General features: G+C 41.6%; 23 protein-coding genes, 1 tRNA gene and 1 other RNA gene. 13 read left to right on the forward strand and 12 right to left on the reverse strand.

Annotation, left to right across the window (positions count from 1 at the left end; translation table 11 throughout):
• Window positions 1-274 precede the first annotated feature (274 nt).
• The gene (locus tag ACTW1R_RS11630; RefSeq protein ID WP_005229155.1) at window positions 275-424 is read left to right on the forward strand and encodes a hypothetical protein; all 150 of its coding nucleotides are present in this window, start codon (window positions 275-277) and stop codon (window positions 422-424) included.
• 59 nt (window positions 425-483) lie between these two features.
• On the opposite strand, the gene ACTW1R_RS11635 is transcribed toward ACTW1R_RS11630, so the two are convergent.
• The gene (locus ACTW1R_RS11635; RefSeq protein WP_271812884.1) at window positions 484-672 is read right to left on the reverse strand and encodes a hypothetical protein; all 189 of its coding nucleotides are present in this window, start codon (window positions 670-672) and stop codon (window positions 484-486) included.
• Window positions 673-900: 228 nt separating this feature from the next.
• Here ACTW1R_RS11635 and ACTW1R_RS11640 point away from each other — a divergent pair, with 228 nt between their 5' ends.
• A complete protein-coding gene (locus ACTW1R_RS11640; RefSeq protein WP_271812886.1) occupies window positions 901-1,560 on the forward strand; it encodes an Ltp family lipoprotein in 660 nt (219 codons plus the stop codon).
• 214 nt (window positions 1,561-1,774) lie between these two features.
• On the opposite strand, the gene ACTW1R_RS11645 is transcribed toward ACTW1R_RS11640, so the two are convergent.
• Both ACTW1R_RS11645 and ACTW1R_RS11650 read right to left on the reverse strand, forming a co-directional pair.
• Window positions 1,775-1,862, reverse strand: a tRNA-Ser gene (locus ACTW1R_RS11645).
• Between the two features lie 84 nt (window positions 1,863-1,946).
• The gene (locus tag ACTW1R_RS11650) at window positions 1,947-2,513 is read right to left on the reverse strand and encodes a TetR/AcrR family transcriptional regulator (protein WP_010749693.1); all 567 of its coding nucleotides are present in this window, start codon (window positions 2,511-2,513) and stop codon (window positions 1,947-1,949) included.
• Window positions 2,514-2,791: 278 nt separating this feature from the next.
• Here ACTW1R_RS11650 and ACTW1R_RS11655 point away from each other — a divergent pair, with 278 nt between their 5' ends.
• The 4 genes from ACTW1R_RS11655 (at window position 2,792) to ACTW1R_RS11670 (ending at window position 6,780) form a co-directional block, all read left to right on the forward strand.
• Complete coding sequence (locus ACTW1R_RS11655; protein WP_271812888.1) at window positions 2,792-3,550, forward strand: threonine/serine exporter family protein; 759 nt, start codon at window positions 2,792-2,794, stop codon at window positions 3,548-3,550.
• Window positions 3,547-4,017 (forward strand): threonine/serine exporter family protein, encoded by a 471-nt coding sequence (locus ACTW1R_RS11660; protein WP_016608602.1) that lies wholly within the window; start codon window positions 3,547-3,549, stop codon window positions 4,015-4,017. The genes ACTW1R_RS11655 and ACTW1R_RS11660 overlap by 4 nt, the downstream gene beginning before the upstream one ends.
• A gap of 188 nt (window positions 4,018-4,205) precedes the next feature.
• Complete coding sequence (locus ACTW1R_RS11665; protein WP_005229140.1) at window positions 4,206-4,805, forward strand: TVP38/TMEM64 family protein; 600 nt, start codon at window positions 4,206-4,208, stop codon at window positions 4,803-4,805.
• A 172-nt stretch (window positions 4,806-4,977) separates the two neighbouring features.
• The gene (locus ACTW1R_RS11670) at window positions 4,978-6,780 is read left to right on the forward strand and encodes a glycerophosphoryl diester phosphodiesterase membrane domain-containing protein (RefSeq protein ID WP_034858838.1); all 1,803 of its coding nucleotides are present in this window, start codon (window positions 4,978-4,980) and stop codon (window positions 6,778-6,780) included.
• Window positions 6,781-6,841: 61 nt separating this feature from the next.
• Here ACTW1R_RS11670 and ACTW1R_RS11675 read toward each other — a convergent pair whose 3' ends face one another.
• From ACTW1R_RS11675 to gdhA, 3 genes are all read right to left on the reverse strand, one after another.
• Window positions 6,842-7,051 carry a hypothetical protein gene (locus ACTW1R_RS11675; RefSeq protein ID WP_005229136.1) on the reverse strand — a complete coding sequence of 70 codons (210 nt, stop codon included), beginning with the start codon at window positions 7,049-7,051 and terminating at the stop codon, window positions 6,842-6,844.
• A gap of 352 nt (window positions 7,052-7,403) precedes the next feature.
• Window positions 7,404-8,750, reverse strand: coding sequence for a glucose-6-phosphate isomerase (locus ACTW1R_RS11680; RefSeq protein WP_005229134.1), 1,347 nt, complete (start codon window positions 8,748-8,750; stop codon window positions 7,404-7,406).
• A 102-nt stretch (window positions 8,751-8,852) separates the two neighbouring features.
• Window positions 8,853-10,202, reverse strand: coding sequence for an NADP-specific glutamate dehydrogenase (gene gdhA / locus ACTW1R_RS11685; RefSeq protein ID WP_271812890.1), 1,350 nt, complete (start codon window positions 10,200-10,202; stop codon window positions 8,853-8,855).
• A gap of 160 nt (window positions 10,203-10,362) precedes the next feature.
• Between gdhA and ACTW1R_RS11690 the strand changes: the two genes are divergently transcribed.
• Window positions 10,363-11,625: a BaiN/RdsA family NAD(P)/FAD-dependent oxidoreductase gene (locus ACTW1R_RS11690; RefSeq protein WP_128489341.1), complete on the forward strand. Its 1,263-nt coding sequence runs from the start codon at window positions 10,363-10,365 to the stop codon at window positions 11,623-11,625.
• 137 nt (window positions 11,626-11,762) lie between these two features.
• A complete protein-coding gene (locus ACTW1R_RS11695) occupies window positions 11,763-12,800 on the forward strand; it encodes a tagatose 1,6-diphosphate aldolase (protein ID WP_271812892.1) in 1,038 nt (345 codons plus the stop codon).
• Window positions 12,801-12,855: 55 nt separating this feature from the next.
• Here the strand turns inward: ACTW1R_RS11695 and ybaK are convergent, their stop codons facing one another.
• From ybaK to ACTW1R_RS11710, 3 genes are read right to left on the reverse strand one after another with little or no spacing between them, the layout of a single operon-like run.
• On the reverse strand, window positions 12,856-13,347 hold the full coding sequence (gene ybaK / locus ACTW1R_RS11700) for a Cys-tRNA(Pro) deacylase (RefSeq protein ID WP_015510105.1): 492 nt from the start codon (window positions 13,345-13,347) through the stop codon (window positions 12,856-12,858).
• A gap of 50 nt (window positions 13,348-13,397) precedes the next feature.
• The gene (gene aroD / locus ACTW1R_RS11705; protein WP_005229128.1) at window positions 13,398-14,150 is read right to left on the reverse strand and encodes a type I 3-dehydroquinate dehydratase; all 753 of its coding nucleotides are present in this window, start codon (window positions 14,148-14,150) and stop codon (window positions 13,398-13,400) included.
• A 5-nt stretch (window positions 14,151-14,155) separates the two neighbouring features.
• Window positions 14,156-15,325, reverse strand: a complete 1,170-nt coding sequence (locus ACTW1R_RS11710) for a class I SAM-dependent rRNA methyltransferase (protein ID WP_334202376.1) — start codon at window positions 15,323-15,325, stop codon at window positions 14,156-14,158.
• A gap of 237 nt (window positions 15,326-15,562) precedes the next feature.
• On the opposite strand from ACTW1R_RS11710, the gene ACTW1R_RS11715 reads away from it, so the two are divergent.
• From ACTW1R_RS11715 to ACTW1R_RS11725, 3 genes are all read left to right on the forward strand, one after another.
• Window positions 15,563-17,647: an LTA synthase family protein gene (locus ACTW1R_RS11715; protein ID WP_086338711.1), complete on the forward strand. Its 2,085-nt coding sequence runs from the start codon at window positions 15,563-15,565 to the stop codon at window positions 17,645-17,647.
• A 181-nt stretch (window positions 17,648-17,828) separates the two neighbouring features.
• Complete coding sequence (locus tag ACTW1R_RS11720) at window positions 17,829-18,566, forward strand: hypothetical protein (protein WP_005229124.1); 738 nt, start codon at window positions 17,829-17,831, stop codon at window positions 18,564-18,566.
• Window positions 18,545-19,018 carry a hypothetical protein gene (locus ACTW1R_RS11725; RefSeq protein WP_074933571.1) on the forward strand — a complete coding sequence of 158 codons (474 nt, stop codon included), beginning with the start codon at window positions 18,545-18,547 and terminating at the stop codon, window positions 19,016-19,018. Before ACTW1R_RS11720 ends, ACTW1R_RS11725 begins: the two co-directional genes overlap by 22 nt.
• 117 nt (window positions 19,019-19,135) lie before the next feature.
• Here the strand turns inward: ACTW1R_RS11725 and ACTW1R_RS11730 are convergent, their stop codons facing one another.
• Genes ACTW1R_RS11730 through ACTW1R_RS11740 form a run of 3 tightly spaced genes read right to left on the reverse strand, consistent with a single transcriptional unit; the run spans window position 19,136 to window position 21,640 of the window.
• Window positions 19,136-20,596, reverse strand: coding sequence for a sensor histidine kinase (locus ACTW1R_RS11730; protein WP_005229120.1), 1,461 nt, complete (start codon window positions 20,594-20,596; stop codon window positions 19,136-19,138).
• Entirely contained in the window at window positions 20,596-21,309 is a 714-nt protein-coding gene (locus ACTW1R_RS11735; RefSeq protein WP_010749704.1) for a response regulator transcription factor, read from the reverse strand. Before ACTW1R_RS11735 ends, ACTW1R_RS11730 begins: the two co-directional genes overlap by 1 nt.
• Window positions 21,290-21,640, reverse strand: a complete 351-nt coding sequence (locus ACTW1R_RS11740) for an SdpI family protein (protein ID WP_010749705.1) — start codon at window positions 21,638-21,640, stop codon at window positions 21,290-21,292. Before ACTW1R_RS11740 ends, ACTW1R_RS11735 begins: the two co-directional genes overlap by 20 nt.
• A gap of 145 nt (window positions 21,641-21,785) precedes the next feature.
• On the opposite strand from ACTW1R_RS11740, the gene ACTW1R_RS11745 reads away from it, so the two are divergent.
• Together ACTW1R_RS11745 and ssrA are read left to right on the forward strand one after the other, a co-directional pair.
• The gene (locus ACTW1R_RS11745; protein ID WP_270289940.1) at window positions 21,786-22,556 is read left to right on the forward strand and encodes a Cof-type HAD-IIB family hydrolase; all 771 of its coding nucleotides are present in this window, start codon (window positions 21,786-21,788) and stop codon (window positions 22,554-22,556) included.
• A gap of 62 nt (window positions 22,557-22,618) precedes the next feature.
• Window positions 22,619-22,982, forward strand: a transfer-messenger RNA (tmRNA) gene (gene ssrA, locus ACTW1R_RS11750).
• Window positions 22,983-23,343 lie beyond the last annotated feature (361 nt).

Here is a 23,343-nt window from a genome sequence, read left to right on the forward strand (position 1 = left end):
TAAGAAAATAGCTATCCTCAAAATTCTTAAGAAATTTTTTATGAATTCTATTTTTCTGAAAATATACAAAGATACTTTTCCCGAATTTACTGACTCCAGGAAACTTCTTTTGCTGCCATTCTCAGGCATTGATTTCTTGAAAAGGATCAGTCAGATTCGTTCGTTTGATAGTTTTATTGGACGAATGTGAAAAAAAGTGTTATTCTAACTATGGAATTTCGTTATCAACTAACCGTTGCCTTTCAATGACAAGTTTTAAGAAAGGAGAATGACTATGACATTCTATAACACAGATCTACAATATCGTGTAACTCTGGATACCAAATTGAATTTATTTATCGTTTTCGATAAAAAAGATGCGAATCATTTTGCGACTGGAATTACGATCGAGCAAGCTGTACAAGAATTGAAAAAAACTGCATAAGGAGTTTATCCAAATGAAGGATACCGATTCGTACTGAAAGCACCTCGCTAAGGAAAAAATTAGCTAGGTGCTTTCTTGTTTTTTGGCTCGCTTTTGTCTTTTGCAGTATCCGCTTCTTGCTTCTGTCCAATTTGCTGTTCATCCAGCTGTAAGATTTCATCAACAGATCCTTGCTTAATAAATTTGCTCAATCCCTGTGCCGCAATTTTTGTGTAACGCATAAAATAATCTTTTTCTTCAAAATCCATCTTCTTCCCTCCTACTGTTACAACTATACTTTCATTTCGTTTACTAGCGATTTTACCAGTAATTCTTGAGCGTCACTTCTTTAATACATATGAATGATCCATTAATAGCATACACGTTACATTTGTCAAATCATTCTTTTCCTCTATTCATGAAAAGACAAATCTGTTTTCTGATTCCAGACATAGTACTATTAACTTTAGAAAACTGTTTTATTAGGGGGGATGCTTATGGCTACATTTTTCGCTGGTTTGTTTTTTATCGGTTTGATCGGTTTCATTTTTGGCATTATCTTATTTTATATTGGGTTGATAACTCAAAAAAACAAACGAGATCGAAATGTTTTTCTCATTGTCGCTTCCGCCTTTATTGTCTTGTTTTCGTATGGTGGCTTGTCCTTCTACCAAGATGTGACGTCTTTCGATAGCATCACTGCGCAATTAAGCCTTTCTTTACGTAACGAAGCAAGGAAAAATGAATCCTTTGGCGATGCCACTGTTTCCATGGAACAACCACAAGGAGAACAAACAGCTGGCAACAACGAAGCAAGCAGCGCGCAACAAGAAGAACCCGCAAACAACGAGCAACATACACCTCAACTTTCTCGTGAAGAAAGAAATGCACTGAATCGTGCAGAAAGATACTTATTCAGCAATGCGTTTTCTCAGTCGAGCTTGAAACGGCAATTACTCTATGAAGATTTTTCTGAGAGCGCAGCAGACTTTGCCGTAGCCACCGTGGATGCCGATTGGAACGAGCAAGCTTTGAAAAAAGCAATTCGCTACTCGCAAAATTTATCCTTATCAGATGAGCGTGTGGCGAGCCAACTTTCTTTTGAAGGCTTTACTTCTGAACAAATTGAATACGCCTTAGCGCGTTTGCCCGATTGATTCTTTTCGTTTGTTGCCGCACCACAAGAAAAAATGGTCCAGCGAATTGGCGTACATTTCTGTTGATTTCCCGATTGAGTGTAAGCTGAGGGTTTTTCAGATGGTCATCGATCAAGCTCGGCAGTCAGTTAGCTTCTCTGCCCATTTTTCTGCCCACTACAAACAAAAAAGCCTATCTCGAAAGATAGGCTAAACGCTCCAAAGCGTTGATATAAGGAGAGTACAGGATTTGAACCTGCGCGCCGGGATGAACCGGGTCGGCGGATTTCGAGTCCGCTGCATTACCACTCTGCCAACTCTCCATAACAGTTATTTTCGCTAGTTTTATTAAAAATGTCAAGAAAAATCTGCACCCAATAAGTAATGGGATGCAGATTTTTTGTTCTTTAATCGAAGATGTAGCTATCTTTCTTTTCGATTACGCCTTCAATGGTCTCGTTGATGATTTTGATGATCTGGTCATCGGTGGGTGTGATGATACCCGCCGACATTAAGGAAGCCAAACCAGTCACAACGATCCATGCGCCATTATGTAATGCATTTACCGCATCTTCTGAAAGATCCGCATATTTTTCTTCTGATTTGATCAAGGATTTGAAATAGGTCGATGAAAAATCATGCATCAATTTCCCACCGCCATAGTCGTCGATAAAAAGGGCGATGTAGAGATTGTGCTGCTCTTGAGCGAAGCGTATATAATTCAGGCCTAAATCAACAAGTTTGTCTCCTGTTCGAACAACTGGAAAAACATTTTCCGATAAATCTTTGAAAACAGCCTCCACCAAGGTATTTTTTAAGTCCTGCATATTTTCGAACTCAAGATAAATCGGTTGAGTAGAAATTCCCATGTGCTTAGCGATATTCCGGGCCGTAAAATTGCCAAAACCTTCTCTATTGATCAGTTCATAAGCGGCCTTCAAAATGTGTTCTCTTGTATAGACCTTCCTTCGCATCAATAAATCCCCCTTTTTATATTTATTTAATTGTAACCGAGATATTCATTTTTTTAAAATAAAACACTCCATCCGTTATCTTATTTCTATTCACTTTGTTCATTAAAAACGAATGTTTACTAATTAAAAGAAGTGCTTCTCCTTTCATTTATCACAAAAAATCCTACGCATTGACTGCTAGTTATTTTTCAAATCTACTTTTCTTCCTTGTTGAAAACTCGCTGAAATTGTACACTAAGAATGTAGTGCGCAAATTCGATTGAAAAAGGAGTTTGGAAATGGCTAAATCAAAAGAGCTATTATTGGAGACCTGTTTGTTGGCAGGAAAAATCATGATGGAAAACGGCTCGGAAGTCTATCGAGTGGAAGATACAATGAATCGAATTGCAGCAAATGCCGGGGAGCAAGGCAGCATTAGTTATGTAACAGCAACTGGACTTTTTATGGGCTTACGCAGTAGCCACTATGCACAAGTAGAAAATGTTCATGATCGAGTCATCAATCTCGAAAAAATTGTTGCCGTCAACGGATTGTCTCGTGCCTATGCTGAAAAAAAAATCTCGTTAGTGGAACTGCACGAGGCATTAAAAAAGGTCAATCCAACGACACCAAGTTTTCCTTATTGGCTGCAGGTGTTTAGTGCGGGCGTGGTCAGCAGTACTTTAATGATTATTTTCGGCGGTACTTGGTTTGATTTTCTAGCAACGTTTGTCATTGGCTGTCTGGGATTTTTATGCGCCTATTGGGTCAAAAAAGTCATCGATATCCGCTTTTTGGATATGTTTTGCGCCTCTTTACTGATCGGTACTTTGTCTCTTCTAGCGGTCTCTCTTCATGTCGCACAAAACGTCGATAATTTGATTATCGGTGCCGTCATGCCCTTAGTTCCTGGTGTAGCGATCACCAATTCCTTTCGGGATATTTTGGCAGGCCATCTCATCAGTGGGACTGCTCGGGGAACTGAAGCTATTTTCACAGCTGCCGCGATCGGTGTTGGCATCGCCACGGTCTTCACCTTATTTGGAGGGATCTCATGACGATTTTTATTCACCTTTCCTTTAGCTTTTTAAGCACCGTGACCTTTGGTATCTTGACCAATATTCCTAAAAGAGCCTTAGTTGCAACAGGCATCGCTGGAACGGTTGGCTGGATGATCTATTGGTCATTGAAAACGATTGGCTACGGTCTAGGAAGCGCCAACTTCTTAGCCGCATTTGCCGTCGGTTGCGTCAGCATCTTTTTTTCCCGCAGAAAAAAAATGCCCATGATCATTTTTAACATTCCTAGCCTCGTTCCTCTCGTACCGGGTGGTCCTGCCTACAAAGCCGTTCGAGAATTCGCTTTGGGCGACAACTTTGTCGGCTTTGAAAATCTGATGATCGTTGTCATCACCGCTGGGGCGATCGCTGGAGGCTTCATGATGACGAGTGTGGTCGAAAAGATCGTTAATCGTTGGCAAATGAAGCGAACGAAAAAACATCCCTCAGATAAAAAAATCTCCTGAAACTATTGGTGCGCAGAAACTATAAATTTTTCTTATTTCAGACTTTAGTACAATGTTTTCTTTTCGGACTTCTTTTATAATAAAGGCATACCTTACAAAACTGTTTGACGTTTGTCATTTGTTTTACTGGATTTTTCTGGTCTCACCCCGTATAGTGGGATTATGAAACATAAAGGAGATGAAGTCCTGTGAGCATAGCAACTTCTCGTCGTATCATTAATACGATTTCTATTATTGGCTTAGGTTTATCTATCGCATTAACGATCTATTTTATCAATCTAGGTGTTTTCAAAGACATTAATGCACTGCGAGGTCTAGTTGGAAATTCCGTTATCTTAGGACCAATCGTCTTTATCCTTTTGCAGATCTTGCAAGTAGTGATCCCGATCATTCCCGGTGGTGTCTCCAGCGCTGCAGGTGTCTTGATTTTCGGTCCTTATCTAGGATTCGTTTATAACTATGTAGGAATCAGTATTGGTTCTGTCATTATTTTCCTGCTAGGCCGACGATACGGTAAACCATTCATTTTAAGTATGATCAGTGACAAAACTTACGATAAATATATTGGCTGGTTAGATAACCAAAGCCGATTTGAAAAACTTTTCGCCCTTGCAATCTTTCTACCAGTCGCCCCAGATGATGCCCTTTGTCTAATGGCTGGCTTGACCAACATGACAGTGAAGAAATTTACGCTGATTATTTTGTTGGCAAAACCTGCTTCAATTTTCTTGTACAGCATGGCTTTGATTTATGGTGGAACATTCTTAACTGGTTTGTTAGGCGGATAAGAAAAATAGGTAAGAAAAACGATCAATTCATTGAGCCGAACATGAAGGAGCTGCTTTTCATACAGGGATCTATACCTGTGGCGAATGTGCTTCTGAAACTGTTCGACTCTTTTTTTCCGCCTTTTTAGAATAAATAGGAACCAAAATACTTACTTTTGTTAGGATGACGACCATGAATTATTTAAAAAACAGCTTAGTCAACACTTGGGATTTTTTGAAAGACAGCAATGCCTACTTCCGTGATGTGTTACTGATGCACGGTGCTTTGTTGTTCTTAGTGATCCCAATCTTATCGGCTTCCACCAAGTTCGTCTTAAAACGTGGGGGCTTGCCTTACCTTTCTTTTGATAATATTGGCAGTATCTTTACCGACCACCCAGTCGTGCTGCTCTCATTAACACTGATTTTACTTTTGATTTTATTAGCCGTCTTTTTTGAGTTTACTTTTTTGCTGCTAAGTGTCTATTTTATTAAAAAGAAACAGCCGATCAGCTTGCGGCAATTGTTACGGATGACTGTTTTGCAGTTGCGTAAATTACGGCCGATGACCTTTTTATTTTTCCTGTTTTACTTCTTACTGATTTTACCGATCGGTGGGTTGAGTTTTAATTCTGATTTACTCGCAAAAATCAAAATTCCCGCATTTATCATGGATTTCATTTTTGCCAACCGTGTCTTGATCATCGGGGCAGTGCTGTTGGTTTATGTTTTGTTGATTTACTTGGGGATTCGCGTGATCTTTGCCTTGCCAGAAATGATATTACGTGATCTGCCCTTTCGAAAAGCGATCAAAGAAAGCCTCCAAGTAACAAAACGCCGTTTTTTTGCCATCGTTGGACAATTTGTCTTTATCGGTGGTAGCATCTTGTTGATTTCGACACTGGGCTTCACTTTGCTGATTACCATTCAGGCGGTGATTGAAGTTGTTACACCGGACTATGCGTTGTATAGTGCTGTTTTTATTATGACTTTCTTGCAGTTTATCTTGTTACTGAATGTCATTTTATCGACGGTAGCCATTTTTTACATCATCGTTGATTTCATGGATGATGAAGGCTTTTTACCAGAGATTCCTTCATGGTTCCACCAAGAGCCATTGAACCAGCGTCATTTCTTAGGTCTAAAAAGTTCGTTGTTTACCTTGGTAACGGTGCTTTTCGGTGTCGGTGTTAGTCTATATAATATGAACTATCTGACTTCAGCTGCTTCGATCCATCCGGTAACGATCTCCCATCGAGGGGTCAGCGACGGACAAGGGGTCCAAAATTCTCTTGAAGCACTACGCTTTACTAGCGAGAAGTACCAACCGGATTATGTTGAAATGGACGTCCAGCAAACCAGTGATGGTCATTTTATTGTCTATCATGATTTTTCTTACCGTCCGTTAACAGGTGGTCATGGCAAACCAGAGCAATTGCCTTTGAATTACGCCGAATCACTGACAGTTTCGGAAAACAATCAGACAGCGCGTATTCCAACCTTTGATGAGTACTTGGCACTTGCCAACCAATTGGACCAAAAACTGTTGGTGGAGATCAAAACGCAGCGAAAAGATACCGCGGAACTTGTAAATGCCTTTTTAGCAAGATATCAAGAGGACCTCCTTGCAAATGGTCATATTATGCAAAGCCTCTCCTATACAGTTGTTGAGGAGTTAAAGGCGCAGGCGCCTCAATTGATTTCAGGATACATCATGCCCTTCAATGTCGTGGGGCCACCACTGACCAGTGCTGATTTTCTGACGATGGAATACAGTACGATCAACCGCAACTTCATCGCTTCTGCCCGAACCGATGGCAAGGAAGTGTTCGTTTGGACCCCCAATGATGCGGATACTATCAGCCGGATGCGTTTTTACGGGGTGGACGGGATCATTACTGACCAGATGGAGATCTTAAATGAAGAGTTGAGTGTGACGGAAGAAGATATGACTTATTCAGACAAACTATTGAATTTTGTGATCGGCGTTGGCTGATCTCACACGAAGAAAAATGCTGCTCACGGTGTTCCGTTGAGCAGCATTTTTTGCTAGTTGGTTAGGCAACGTTCGTTTGCGTACAAATTTTATTGAAACTGACGATCATCCGACGATTACAAGCTTCTACTTGTGCTTGATCTTCTTCTTCATAACTTGAAACGACGATCAACGCCGTATTTACGTATAATTTTTCAACCACACCAATCACAGGCTTGCTCGCCCCGACAGGTTGGCAGACATATTTTTCACCGATCGTAATATTCTCCATATCCTCACCTCAACCGTTTTCTTTCTTAAAGATATAATAACAAAAAAGCATCAAATTGAAAACGTTTTATTTCGATTCATCACGCATTTGTCACCAAGAAATGACAGTTTCGTTCGTTGAAACCCACTGCTTTGTTCGTGCCACTGAATAGAATTCATTTTATACTAAAGAAAATCAAAAGGAGATGAGTCAAATGCCAATTATTCAAACCTGTATCTTTGGACTATTGTCTGCTGCGTTGCTTTGGGGATTAAAAGAAGACCGCTGATTTTTTGGATTACTGATTTGTTATTAAATAAAATAAAAACGCCTTGAGCAGATCAGAACTGGCTCGAGGCGTTTCTTTATCTTATTATAGACGTTCGTTCAATTCTTTTGCAAGATCTTCGAAACCTGGTTTGCCAAGTAAGGCGAACATGTTTTTCTTGTAAGCTTCAACTCCTGGTTGGTCAAATGGGTTCACGCCATTTAAGTAGCCAGAAATTCCTACAGCGATCTCAAAGAAGTACATCGTGTACCCTAACGTGTAAGCATCCATTGTAGGGATTTTTACTAACAGATTTGGTACATCTCCATCTGTATGTGCAAGTAATGTTCCCTCAAAGGCTTTCGTATTAACAAAATCAACTTCTTTTCCTTCTAAGTAGCCAAGACCATCAAGATCTGCTTCTTGTGTAGGGATCGCAATTGATTTGCGTGGTTTTTCAACTTTAACAACTGTTTCAAAGATATTGCGACGGCCTTCTTGGATGTATTGACCAAGAGAATGCAAGTCTGTCGAGAAGTTTGCACTTGAAGGATAGATCCCTTTTTGGTCTTTTCCTTCAGACTCGCCGAATAATTGTTTCCACCATTCTGAGAAGTATTGCATGCCTGGTTCGTAGTTGATCAGCAACTCGGTTACTTTGCCTTTACGATAAAGGATGTTACGCATTGCTGCATATTGATACGCTTCATTTTTTTCAAGGTCGTCACTTGCGTAAGCATCGCTAGCATCTGCTGCCCCTTGCATCAAGGCATCGATATCCGCTCCGCTGGCAGCGATTGGTAATAAACCAACAGCAGTCAATACAGAGAAACGGCCGCCGACGTCATCTGGAATCACAAAGGTTTCCCAGTTTTCAGCATCTGCTTCAACTTTTACTGCACCTTTCGCTTTATCCGTTGTTGCGTAGATCCGTTTGTTGGCTTCTTCTTTGCCGTATTTTTCAATCAAACGTTCTTTGAAAACACGAAAAGCGATCGCTGGCTCAGTAGTTGTTCCTGATTTTGAGATCACATTCACAGAGAAGTCACGGTCACCGATGATTTCGATCAAATCTGCTAAGTATGTTGAAGAAATCGAATTACCTGCAAAAAAGATTTGTGGTGCTTTGCGTTCTTCATTTGGTAGCAAGTTAAAGAAAGAATGATTTAAGAAATCAATCGCTGCTTTCGCTCCTAAATAAGATCCGCCGATCCCGATCACGACTAATACTTCAGAATCAGATTGAATTTTTTCAGCCGCTTTTTTGATGCGCGCAAATTCATCTTTGTCATAGTTTTTAGGAAGGTCGATCCAACCTAAAAAGTCGCTACCAGCACCTGTTCCTTCGCGTAATTGTTTGTCTGCTGCTGTAACTTGACTTTGCATGTAGCTCAATTCGTATTCGTTCACGAATGGTGCTACTTTCGAATAGTCAAACTTGATGTGTGACATGATTTGTCCTCCTTGAAAAAATAGTTTTTCATACACTACCTACTTTACGTTTTTTTTCAACTTTTTTCAAGTAATTCCTGATAGGTAGCCTGTTGGGTGATTTTAGACAAGTCCTTGAGCAAACATTGCTTTAGCAACTTTTTCAAAGCCTGCGACGTTCGCACCTAACATAAAATTATTTTTTTGTTCGAAGGTTTCAGCAGTATCACGGCATGCCTCATAGATCGACTTCATGATATCGTCCAATTTGGCATCGACTTCAGCTTTTTCCCATTGCAGTCGTTGGGAGTTTTGACTCATTTCTAACGCAGAAACGGCTACGCCGCCAGCATTGGCTGCTTTTCCTGGGCAGTAGAAAATTCCTTCTTCAATAAAATATTCTGCTGCTTCTAATGAGCTAGGCATATTCGCGCCTTCAGAAACGACCCGGACACCATTGGCTTTTGCACGTTTGGCTTGTGAGAGATCAATCTCGTTTTGGGTCGCGCAAGGAAAGGCTAATTCCGCTGGTGTATCAAAATCCCAGACAGATGCCCCTTCATGATATTCGGCTGATGGACGTTCCTTGGCGTAAGCCGTCAACCGTTCACGCTTCATTTCTTTGATCTCTTTTAACAAGGCCAGATCAATGCCGTCTTTGTCATAGATAAAACCAGAGGAATCAGAACACGTGACAGGGATCGCACCTAATTCTTGCAATTTATCAATTGCATAGATCGCAACATTGCCGCTTCCAGAAACGATCGCTTTTTTGCCTGCAAAGGTTTCACCTAGGTCTGTCAATAAATGCTTAACGAAATAAACGGCGCCATAACCCGTTGCTTCTGTGCGGTTTTTACTGCCCCAGAAGTCTAATGGCTTACCAGTTAAAATACCAGCATCGTATTGCTTCAATCGTTTGTAGGCACCAAACAAATAGCCGATTTCTCGGCCTCCGACACCAATGTCGCCAGCTGGAACATCTAAGTCAGGTCCGATATGTTTTGACAGCTCCGTCATAAAGCTTTGGCAAAAACGCATCACTTCGGCATCTGATTTGCCTTTTGGATCAAAATCACTTCCGCCTTTGCCGCCGCCGATCGGCAGACCTGTCAAGCTGTTTTTGAAGATTTGCTCAAACGCCAAAAACTTCAAGATACTCAAGTTTACACTTGGGTGAAAACGCAAGCCGCCTTTGTAAGGCCCCATTGCCGAGTTGAATTGAATCCGATAGCCACGGTTTACTTGCCAGTTGCCTTGATCATCTTGCCACGGGACTCTGAATTGGATAAAACGTTCTGGTTCAGTTAAGAGTGCAAGGATATTTGATTCAATATATTCTGGATGCTCCTCTAAAAAGGGAACGATCGTAGGCAAAAATTCGTCAATTGCTTGAAGAAATTCCGGTTGGTGTTGGTCTTTCTCATGAATCTTCGCTTGAATTTCTTTCACGTAAGCTGAAGCTTTGGTCATAGTGCATTACCTCCTTTAAGATATTTTCTATTTTAAAGAAATTTTCTGAAATTGCACGCTTTTTTTTAGAATTGTCAGAATTTTTTATTATTCGAAAAAAATCGACCAATCCTTTCAGCACTCATAGCCGATGTGTTACAATCCCAAAGAGGTGAAAAGAATGGAAAAAACCTATGATGTCATTGTTGTTGGTGCAGGTACGAGCGGCATGATGGCTGCGATCACTGCTGCCAAACAAGGTGCGCGGGTGTTATTAATCGAAAAAAACAAAAAAATCGGCAAGAAATTATTGATGACTGGCGGCGGACGCTGCAATGTAACCAATAATCGGCCGGTAGATGATTTAGTTGCTCATATTCCAGGAAACGGCAAGTTTTTGTATAGCACGTTTTCTCAATTCAATAATTATGATGTAATGGCGTTTTTCGCAGACTTAGGTGTCGTCTTAAAAGAAGAAGACCACGGACGGATGTTCCCTGTGACAAACAAATCAAAAACCATCGTCGAAGCGTTGCTTCAAGCAATCAACGATCATCACGTCACCCTATTGACGAACACGGTCGTCACAAAGCTGATCCATGACGGCAGTCAAATTCGCGGCGTGCGAACCGAAATCGATGAGTTCTCTGCCCCTAGTGTGATTTTGACGACAGGCGGCCGCACCTATCCTTCCACGGGCGCAACGGGGGACGGCTATAAGATGGCAAAAAAAGTCGGCCATACCATTACGCCACTTTATCCAACCGAATCGCCGCTTGTTTCAGAAGACTCCTTTATTCAAGAGCGGACGTTGCAAGGCATTTCCTTGCAAGACATCACGTTGAGTGTCTTGGATCAAAAAGGAAAGCCCATCGTCGCCCATACCATGGATCTTTTGTTTACCCACTTTGGGTTATCTGGTCCAGCTGCTTTACGCTGTTCCTCTTTTGTAAATCAAGAATTGAAAAAGCAGCAACCCGTGACGGTTGTTCTGGATTGTCTACCAGCAAAATCCCATGAAGCCTTGACCCAGGAATTGATTCAGTCTGCAGCTTCGAAGAAACAATTGCCGAATGCTTTAGCTGGCTTTTTGCCTGAGCGCTTGATGACCTTCTTTTTGCAGCAGCTAGACCTGCATGAGCTGGTTGCTGAAAAAGCCTCACCAGAACAGTTGGCTGCGCTCGCTTCCTTGATCAAAGGCTTTTCAGTCACTATCGTTCGCACGTTCCCGTTAGAAAAGTCTTTCGTGACTGGTGGCGGGGTCCATCTGAAAGAAATCAATCCAAAAACCATGGAGAGCAAGAAAATCAACGGCTTGTATTTTGCTGGTGAATTATTGGATATCAATGGGTATACAGGTGGTTTCAACATTACAGCAGCGTTTTGTACTGGACATGTTTCAGGGAAAAACGCAGCAGAAACAGCTAGTTATTTCAGTTATTGATCGATGACCCAGGTGTTGGCAGCAATATCCTTGCCGTTGCTACCAACACCTGGGTCTCCTCTCTTTTTGCTTATTAGTTGGGTTTTTCTCAAAGTAGGCGTAGACTAAAAATAGCAAGATCGAGGGAGGTTTTTTTAATGAAACGAATTTCAAGAGGTAAATTTGAACGAATGCAAAAACTTTCAAATGACGATGGTGTGATTGCCGCACTAGCGATCGACCAACGTGGTTCCATGAAAAAAATGATGAAGGCGGCAACTGGACCGGATGACTTTACGATGGAACACATTTATGAATTCAAGCAGTTGGTTTCCCAAGAATTGACCAAATATGTCAGCAGTATTTTGTTAGATGAGGAATATGGCTTCTTAGGGATCGAAGCAAAGAATCCCAATGCTGGCTTGATCCTTTCCTATGAAAAAACAGGGTATGATGTCAATACGCCGGGTCGTTTGCCAGAAATTTTACCCAATGAATCGCTGCAGCGCTTAGTGAAAAAAGGGGCAGATGCTGCAAAAGTCTTGGTTTATTATAATCCAGATGAACCGCAAGAGATTTTAGATACCAAACATGCGTTTTTAGAACGTTTAGGTACGGAGGCACAAGCGGCCGATATTCCGTTATTTGTAGAGCCAATCGTTTACGACGATGAGATCACAGATGACAAATCACCTGCTTTTGCCAAGATCAAACCGAGCAAGGTCATCCGAACCATTCAGGAACTGACGAAAGATCACTACCATATCGATATTTTGAAAGTCGAAGTACCGGTTCAGTTCGACTTAGTTGAAGGTTTCCAAAAAGAAGGCTTAGAGGCCGTCTATACGCAAGAAGAAGCCGCCAATTACTTCAAAGAAGCTAGTGACGCTGCGACGCGACCATTTATCTATTTGAGTGCGGGTGTCCCAGCGAATGTCTTTCGCGATGAATTGACCTTTGCTGGTCAACACGGTGCTAAATTCTCAGGGATCTTAGGTGGACGAGCAACTTGGCGCGATAGTGTGGAAATCTATGGGAAGCAAGGCGCCAAAGCATTACTGGAATGGCTGGACACCCAAGGGAAAGAAAATGTTGAAGAATTAAACGCCATTCTAAAACAATATGCCACTCCGTGGTTTGACTTTTATGGTGGTTTAGAAAATATTGAGGTTTTCGATATTGAAGTAATGGAATAAAATAGTACAAAATAATCCCCGTGAACGGCATTTCAAGATGGTTCACGGGGATTTTTTATTCGTGTTCAGGTGCCAACAAATCGGCAAAGATCGCCCTAGTCAATTGTTGCAACGCTTGTGGGGCAAGCCCCATCTGCAACCCGCGCTTTCCTGCAGAAACCACGATTTCTTCCAGTGTCTCTGCCTTATGATCAATATAAGTAGGAAAGAGCTTTTTCATCCCGATCGGCGAACAGCCGCCGCGAATATAGCCAGTCGTTTCTTCTAAATCTCTCAGATGCAGCATCTCTACTTTTTTGTTTCCACTGACTTTGGCTAACTTTTTCAGATCCACTTCTCTGTTTCCAGGAATCACAGCCACCAGCGGACCTGTTTTGTTGCCCACTGCCACCAGCGTTTTGTAGATGGCTTGCGGGCGTGCTAGTTGTGCAGCGACGGATTGCGCATCGAGATGATCTTCCGACCACTCATAGGTGTATTCGTTATAAGCGATTTTCTGTTGTTCTACTTGACGGATCGCATTGGTTTTTTGTTTCTTCTTCGCCATTTTATCCCTCTTTTGTTTTGGTTTCTTCTAAGAGAAGGCCTTGGCTGGTCTTACTCATTGAGTGAAAATTCTTGTAAGTAGTTGGTCATTCGTTCGATCGGTATTTGTCCAGGTGCTGAAGCACCTTGCAACGAAGCAAAAGTAAAGACCGAACCAGTCAATGCCCCACTAACCCGGCTGATTTTCCCCAGCTCCCCCATCGACATGATCGCCAACGGCAGTTGGTTGAAGCCACGCGCTTTAGTAATGATCCCCATCAAACGCAAAACATCTTGGACTTGCTTAGGCATCATCGCTAACTTACCAACATCGGCACCAAATTGATTCATTACGCCGATCTTTAAAATCAACACAGCATCTTCTGGCGTTTTCTCAAAATCATGATTGCTCAATATCAGCTTTACCTGTGCCTTTTTGATTTCTTGAATAAAGGCTCGACCTAAAAATTCAGCTTTCTCTAATTCGACATCGATCCAATCGATCAAACCTGAATCAGCAGCAGCTAAACACAATTCTTTGTACTGGGTCAATGTGAACGCCCGCTCGCCCCCTTCTTCCAAGGTTCGAAAAGTGAAGAGCAGCTCTTTGTGCTTTAATGTCGTGCGAATATGTGATAACGCATCTAAGACCGCTTGCTGGTCTTCGACATGTTTGTAATGATCAACACGCCATTCGACGATCTGTGCCTCTGATTCCTCAGCAGCAATGGCTTGTTTCAAGATCTCTTCATTGGTTTTCCCAATCAATGGCACACAAATCAGCGGTGTTTTCCCGTCTAACGTTACTGGTTTTGATCGGCTCATCTACTTCACTCCTTTTTCATTTGATAAAAGAATACTTTCAGATAGTTCCCTTCGGAAAAATGCTTATCTACCGCAAAATCAGCTGGTAGACGATAACTTTGAATACATTCATAAGCAACGTGTGCTTTCTCTAAGGATGCTTCGATCATTTCTTGAAACTTTCTCGGTGAAAGATTGGCCGCATTCGTTGAGGCGATCAATAAGCCATCCGGCGCTAAAATCGCCAAACTATCAGTGACTAAGTCGCCATAATTTTTCGCAACCGAGAAGACCTTTTTCTTGTTGCGGGCAAAACTCGGCGGATCTAAAACGATCACATCAAAGCGCAAGTCTTTTTTGCTGGCATAATTAAAGTAATTGAAAACATCCATGACATGGATACGCTGGGTATCTGGATCAATGCCGTTGACTGCAAATTGTTCGCGGGTCTTTTCTAGACTGCGTTTTGCCAAATCGACGCTCGTTGTTTGAGCAGCGCCACCGACAGCAGCAGCGACAGAAAACGCCCCCGTATAACTGAACATATTTAAAACCGACTTGCCAGCTGCCAAGCCATCAACAAGTTGCCCACGAACTTCTTTTTGATCCAAAAAGATGCCCGTCATTAGTCCTTCGTTCAAATACGTCGCATACGTGACGCCATTTTCCTTCACCAGTAAGGGTTCAGGTGCCGTTTTTCCATAGACCCATGCTGATTCAGGCAGTTCAGACGTAAAGCGGATTTTTTCATATGCCCCTTTGATCTCGGGAAATATTTGACGAAAAGCCGCCACGATCGCTTGTTTATGTTGATAAAGGGTGGCATTGTACCAAGAAAAAACGACATACTCGCCATACAAATCTACGGTAAGTCCCCCCAATTGATCCCCCTCGCCATTAAACAGACGAAAGGCATCTGTCAGGTCATCTTGATAGTAAGCAATGCGTTTGCCTTTTGCTTTCGCAAAGCGTTGCGCAAAGAATGCTTGGTCGATCACTGTTTCTTCAAAGGATACGACCCATCCGATCCCTTTATTTTGTTCCCCAAGATAGCCGACACCTAAGAAATGGTTGGCCTGATCAATAAAGGTGACCCACTCCTTCGTCTCGATTGCTTGTTGAAGATCTTCTCGTTGGATCAACGGATTCTTTTTGCGAAGCTTCGCTGATCCTTGCTTCGTTAGTTTTATTTTCATGTTCATCTGCTCCATTCATTCTCCTTTTTAGTATAGCAAAAAGCGACTGTATTGTCTGTATCCTTGAAAGTAAAGAAATACTTAATTCCGCGTCTTGACAAGGAATTCATTTGACACGTCTTTCGCAGCCTAGTAAAATGTACTGTGATGTAAAATCGTAATTTACCGGTTATACTGGAAAAAGAGAGGACGATTCCTTTGAAAAAAAATAAAGTATCCACCTTTGTGAATACAAGAATGGGCTTTTTTTTCCTATTAGCCCTATTATTTTGGCTAAAAAATATCTTTGCCTATATGGTGGACTTCCACCTAGGTATTGAAAGCAGCATTCAGTACTTCATCTTATTCATCAATCCGATCGCAACGACTTTGTTGCTGCTGTCGATCGCATTGTACGTAAGAAGAACCAAAGCAGCTTATATCACGATGCTTGTGATCTATTTCTTGATGACTCTGCTGTTGTTCTCCAATGTTTCGTACTATCGAGAATTCACTGACTTTATCACCATCAACACGATGCTTGGTGTAGGAAAAGTGGCAAGTGGTCTAGGAGAAAGCGCAATTCGCTTGTTCCGTCCCTACGATGTGTTGTACTTCATTGACTTTATCGTGCTGATTGCAGCCTTTTCAATGAAAAAAATCAAAATGGACACTCGTCCTGTGCGGGCACGGATGGCTTTTGCGATCTCAACCTTAGCTGTCATGGTCTTTTCTGCCAATCTTTTCTTAGCAGAAGCGGATCGTCCTGAACTGCTTACTCGAACGTTTTCTCGTGACTATTTAGTGAAATACCTTGGGATCAACGCCTTTACGGTTTATGATGGCGTGCAAACCTATCAAGCTTCGCAAGTACGTGCCGAAGCAAGTCCCAACGACATGAACGAAGTAGAAAGCTATGTCAGAGAACATTACGCGGAACCGAATGACGATCTGTTCGGTATCGCAAAAGGCAAGAACGTCATTTATATTCACTTAGAAAGTGTTCAGCAATTCTTGATCGATTATAAATTAAAAGATGAAGATGGTGTTGAACATGAAGTTATGCCATTTATCAATAGTTTGTATCATAGCGATAGCACCTTTAGTTTCGATAACTTCTTCCATCAAGTAAAAGCTGGGAAGACCAGTGATGCGGAAACGTTATTCGAAAATTCCTTGTTCGGATTGAATCAAGGGGCATTATTCACTCAACTGGGTGGGAAAAATACCTTTGAGGCAGCGCCAGATATTTTAGGTCAAACCCAAGGCTATACCAGTGCGGTTTTCCACGGAAATACGGGTACCTTCTGGAACCGAAATGAAACCTACAAACGGTTTGGCTATGATTATTTCTTCGACGCATCGTATTATGATGTCAATGATGAAAATTCATTCCAATACGGTTTACATGACAAACCGTTCTTTGAACAATCGGTACAATACTTAGAACGTCTGCAACAACCGTTCTATTCAAAATTCATTGCAGTTTCTAACCACTACCCATATTCTGAATTTACCAATGAAGAAGGCGGCTTCCCGCTAGCGAACACTTCTGATCAAACGATCAATGGGTATTTCGCAACCGCGAATTATTTAGATAAAGCCGTAGAAGAGTTCTTTAATTACTTGAAAGAAAGCGGCTTGTACGAAAACTCAGTCATCGTTTTATATGGTGACCATTACGGAATTTCCAATTCTCGGAACCGCAACTTAGCAGAATTGCTTGGAAAAACAAGTTCGACTTGGACCAACTTTGACAATGCTTCATTGCAACGTGTCCCTTATATGATCCATATTCCAGGACAATCAAACGGCGGCATCAATCATACGTATGGTGGCCAAGTTGATGCGTTGCCAACCCTCTTGCACTTACTCGGTGTAGATACATCGAACTATATTCAATTGGGACAAGATTTATTCTCTGATCAAAATGAACAACTGGTTGCCTTCCGCGATGGCGACTTTGTGACACCAGACTACACTTACTATAGCAGTACATTGTATGACAATCGTACCGGCATGCCGATCAACGATCCATCCGATGAACTGCAAGCGAAAGTCGATGAGTGGAAAGCCAAAGTTGACAAACAGCTGTCGGTTTCTGATCAGATCAACAATGGTGATCTCTTACGTTTCTATGCGAAGAGCGGTTTAGAAGAAGTCGATCCTTCGACCTATAATTACAAAGACGCCCTTCAGCAAATGATGGCTATCGAAAAGAATCTAGGCAGTGATTCAACCAGCGCCTTTTCTCAAAACGGCAATCAATCGACCGTCGATCTGTACCAAACAAAAACCTTCCAAGAATACCAGCAGATGACGGAACAAGATAGCGGAGAATAACCTATAAGTACTACAAGATCGATCCAGCAAGGCGGATGCTTTGCTGGATTTTTTTAAGCTGTTTTGTTCGTAAAAACCCGATTTTTTCTATTGCTTTTTTAGCTTCGATATTTTACTACAAGAACTTCATACTTTATTCAAACTCCCCTTTTATACTATGAAATAGGATGAGGTGAACTAGATGAAAACTATACATTTTGCGATTGCCAGCATATTTTATCATAAAAAAGCCATGGTGCTTTATACGCTTGTATCCTTCTTTGCCGTGATTGGCTTGATCGTGACCTTCGCCTTGATCTACTCAATGGATCAAGTGATCGCTCAAACCAGAGATCTCTTAACAACAGAAGATTTGCAAACGAAAGTAGCGGAAGAGATCCAACCAGTCACGACAATCTATCATCAACTGTTCTATTTGATTTTTAGTGCCTTTACACTGGTATTTATCGGCTTTCAAGTTTATTACCAATTATCGAAACGCTCAGAGTACACTGCCTGGTTAGCAAGCGGTGCCACCACCAGACAATGGGTGGCGATGCAGTTGCTTGAAATGCTCTTGCCGCTTTTAGCAGCTGCCGTGATCGCCTTTGTGTTGTTGCTGCTCTTCCAGCCTTATTTCCAGCGAGAATTGCTTAGCGGGCATATCATCGCTCTTGATCGTGAGCGTGCTTCGGATCACTTTTGGGAGGCTGTTCAAAGTCTTCCTGGTCAAGAATTCGCCATTACGATCCCGCAAAACAGTCAAATTCTTGTCCAAAATGTTGACTTGAACAGCACCACTTGGCTGGCTATTTTATTTGAGAGTACGCGCCACACACTTATCGTATTGCTTGCTGCTGTTACCAGCTTTACTGGTCTGATTGCTAGCGGACATAGTCTGTATTGGAGGAAAAAACAATGGAAAAATCAACTCAGCTAACGAAATCAATTGGTTTCTTTTATGTTGCGAAAGACAATGAAACAAAAACATCTGAATTAAGTTTGCTGCTTTCACAAAAAAAAGCAATCTTGATTCGCGCACAGTGGCCCTCCGTCCCCTTTTTATCGGTCATGGACAATGTATCTCTTGCAAATAAAAAGGGGGGCGATTTAGAGGATGTGCTGCCTTATGTGCAGCTTCCCTTATCGGCTTTGAAAAAAGATCGAACAGAGTTAACACCCTTTGAGGAGCTCAAAATTCAACTGCTCTTAGCTTTACTTTCAGAAAGAGAAACCCTTTTAATCGAAAATGTCTTGAGCACATTAACAACGAAAGAGGTTCAAACCCTGCTGCCCTTGTGTCAAGAAATCGCCGAACAGTTTGCTGTTGCCATCTATTTGATTCATGAAGACGAATGCTTTGCCCATACCCCTTATACTACTTATCTATAGTTTACATAGCCCCCAAACAAGAAGGCTTGCTTGCAAAAGCAGGTCTTTTTGTTTGGACTGCTGCCACTGAACCGCAAAAAAAATCGACCGGCTAAGCGAATTGCTGCCGGTCGATTGCTATTCTTCATTTAAGTCGATATCAGGAAAAGAGATTTTAAACGTCGTGCCTTTGCCAAGTTCACTTTCTACACTGATCTTTCCTTTGTGCAGGCGTACGAGCTGTTCAACGATCGATAGGCCCAAACCTGATTCACCAAATTGACGGTTTTTACGGGAAGGATCGACTTTGTAATAACGATCCCAAATATTCTTGACTTGTTCTTCAGACATGCCGATTCCCGTATCACTGATTTCGATGATCGTTTCCAAGTAGCCTTTTTCGATTCGAACCCGAATTTCTCCATCTTCCGTAAACTGGATCGCATTTTGTAAAATATTGACCATGATTTGGACGAAACGATCGTAGTCGGCATAGACGTCAATTGGCTCTGTTGTTTCTAAAATCAACACATCTTTGGCGATTTCTGCCTTGCTCTCAAGTTGCGTCAGTAGATTTTTAATGGTTTGCGTTGCATCGAATTTTTTGATGACCATCGAGATTTGATTGGTTCGGATTTTTTCGTAGTCAAGGTTTTCGTTGACTAATCGAATCAAGCGATTGGTTTCATTTTTCATCAAACGGATCGCATTGTCCTTTTGATTTTCAGGAATCGCGTTGTACTCTAACCCTTCCAATAAGCCATTGATGGTCGTCAAAGGCGTACGCATCTCATGCGAAGCGTCTGCCATAAATTGTCGACGACGTTCTTCTTGTCGTTCAATTTCCTCTTGCGACTCTTTTAAGGATTTCGTCATTAAATTAAAATCTTCGGCTAACTCATCAAATTCATCCCGATTATGCACTGGCAAGAAGATATCAAAATTGCCATTGGTGATCTCCTTGGTTGCTCGTTTCATGCGATTGATCCGCCTTACTTGGAACGTAGCAAATAGGTAACTGATCAATAAGGAAACGACGATCGAGATCAAACATACTTTAAACAAGTTTTGGTTAAAAGCACTGACAAGATTCAAGATGCTGCTTGCCGATTGCGAAACCACCATCACCCCGTAAAAATCCGTTCGGTTGACAGAAAAAGGAATCAAAACATAGGAAGTCAGTTCTTTTTCCCCATATAGATTCGTGGGTGATGTCAGTTGCAGACGCGCCCCGTTTTCTAAGGATTGCCAGTCTTTTTCAGAAATTGGAAAATCTACCGCACGAGTCGTATCTAATGGATAAATGATGTCATCGGGGCTTTTAAAGAAAGCAAAAGAAATGTCTTGGTTGCTCAAAATATTTTCAGCCAAATGCAGAGAATATTGCAGATAGCCATCTCGCGTCATATTTTGCTGCAAATATTCTGAATCGCTGATTTGCGAAATCGTCGCGACCGACGAAGCATACCCCATTAACTGCTCATAATTTCGTTCTTGTAATGTTTGGCGCGTCATTTGTGTAAACGCAATACCAATCGTCATCAAAATCACGAAGATCACAACAAAAAACGCAATCAGCTGTTGATACAAGTAGCGCATTAAGCAGCACCTGCATCGTCAAATTTATACCCCACACCCCAGACGGTTTGAATGATCTGAGGTCCCACTTTTTCTATTTTTTGTCTTAGTTTTTTGATGTGCGCATCAACCGTCCGTTCATCACCAAAATATTGGTAATCCCAAACTAGTTCTAACAATTGCTCTCGTGAAAAGACTTGCCGCGGTTTTTTCGCTAACGTATAAAGCAAATCAAATTCCTTCGGCGTCAACCCATCGATGGGTTTGCCATTTAAATAGGCTTCCCGTGTTTTTGTGTTCATTTTGAAATGATCGGTCACAACATCAAAAGTTGCATCGGAAGCTTCAGGCGTTGTTTTTTCAACCAACTCACTGCGGCGGTGTAAGGCTTTGATCCGCGCGATCAAGGTCAGTGGACTAAAAGGTTTCGTCACATAGTCATCTGCCCCCATCTCCAACCCGATGACTTGATCGCTTTCTGAATCACGGGCCGTCAACATAATAATAGGTACTGTACTGGAGATTTTGCGAATTTCTCGCGCCACCATCATGCCATCCATGGAAGGAAGGTTCAAGTCAAGGGTGATCATGTCCCATTTGTCTGGTTCAGCAGCAAAGGCTTCCAGTCCTTCTTTGCCGTCGTACTTAAAAGCCGCTTCCCATCCTTCATTCAAGAAAAACATTTGCATCATTTCAGAAACAGATTCGTTGTCTTCAATCATTAATATATTCATTTTCTTCACCTCTATGTTCTTTATCAAATCGTTGCAGATTCTCTTCGATCAGGCCAAAGATCGGCACGATGAACCAAGGGATCGCGATCATTTCAACTAGGAAAAAATTGGTCCATTCTTGCCATTTCAAGACAAACCCAATGAGCGCCATGATTCCGCCAAAAAGCAGAAAATAACGGGCGCATAGTTTCTGAGCATGCCGCCAGTTGCGTTCATTTTGTTTTGCTAAATAGGAACGGTAGCCATAAATAAGGTTCATTTTTTTTGATGGAAAAAGAAAAAAAGTGAGACCAATCAAGAAAAAAATGATACCAATTACTAAAAAAATCATCGTTTCACTCCATTCTTCCTATAGTATACTCGAATTTCTTTCTTCTACCAACAACTTCACCGATTATTCATAAAGGTTTGCCTTTTTTTCAATCTTTGATAAGATTGTGAGTGGACTATGACTATAAACCTTAGGAGTAAGATACATGACCTATAAAGCATTAACTTTTTTTGATCTTGACGGTACGCTTTTAGATGAACACTCGCAAATCACATCCGAAATCGCTGAAGCGATGGCGATGTTGCGAAAAAACCAAGTACTGCCGATCATTGCAACAGGAAGAACCGAACCTGAAGTTACCGCCATTCGTGAAGCAGCTGGGATCACCTCGAACATCGTCATGAACGGCGCCTTTATCCGTATTGACGGCAAAGAAGTTTTTTCCGATACCCTTGAACCCGAACTTTGCGCACGGATGTTCCAAGCAGTCAAAGACAATGGCGATGAACTGTGCTATTACAATGAGAAAGGCTATTGGGCGACTGGATATACCGAGGAAATGATTGGTGCGTACAACTATGTCCGCAGCCCTTTACCAGAAATCGATCCTCTGCATTATGAAACAGATCGGACCAATATGTTGTTGGTTTTAGGTGTCGGCAACGATGCTTATTATCATGAGCGTTTTCCAGAATTAACTTTTTATCGTAATACCCCCTTTTCCATCGATGTCGTAAAATCTGGCACCTCTAAAGGGACGGGCGTAAAAACCTTGGTAGAATTGTTGGGTCTAGAAGATGTACCTACCTTCGGCTTTGGTGACGGCAGCAACGATTTCGCTCTTTTAGAAGCCTGCGACCACAAAATCGCAATGGGAAATGGAATTCAAGAGTTGAAAGAGTTGGCAGACTTCGTGACCCTGAAAAATACCGAAGGCGGTATCGTGCACGCCCTGAAACACTTTGACTTAATCTGATTCTTTGCATACAGGCAAAACTATGGTATACTAATGAATGGTAGCGATACCCCTTTTATCAAGGGGATGTTACGGATTCGACAGGCATAGTTGAGCCTGAATTGCGCTTCGTAGGTTACGTCTACGTTAAAACGTTACAGTTAAATATAACTGCTAAAAACGAAAACTCTTACGCTTTAGCTGCCTAAAAACAGTTAGCGTAGATCCTCTCGGCATCGCCCATGTGCTCGAGTAAGGGTCCTATTCTAAGTGGGATACGTTTTATCTTTCCGTCTGTAAGATAAAAAAGAGAGCATCAGACTAGCGATACAGACTGCCTGTCACTCGGCAAGCTGTAAAGCGAACCTTCAAATGAGTTGACTATGAGCGTAGATTTTTAGGTAGCAATATGTTTGGACGCGGGTTCGACTCCCGCCATCTCCATAAAGAAAAATCGATTAGATTTTCGTAGTTTTTCCTAAGTGTTCAAAGCCTTGATTTAAAGAGGTTTTGAACACTTTTTTTGTATTTTCAGTTCCACAATGTTTTTCGTAGTTTTCTTGTTTGGTAGTCAAATGGTGGTTAATTATCAGCTTTAAACCGATGTGCTATTCCTCGCTTTTCTTAGATTGTATTTCTTATACCGATTGAACCTACATTAATTGTTCAAGTGAAGTCAGATGCTTTTTTTAAGCAATCAATGCTCTTCAATGGCGTACCTTTTCACCAAATTGTATACGAATCTCTTTTTTGCGAGTTTTTCTTGGGCTGATTTTTTTACTCTATTTTTGATTTAAGGCTTTTTACT

Source organism: Enterococcus sp. R12, from assembly GCF_058135755.1.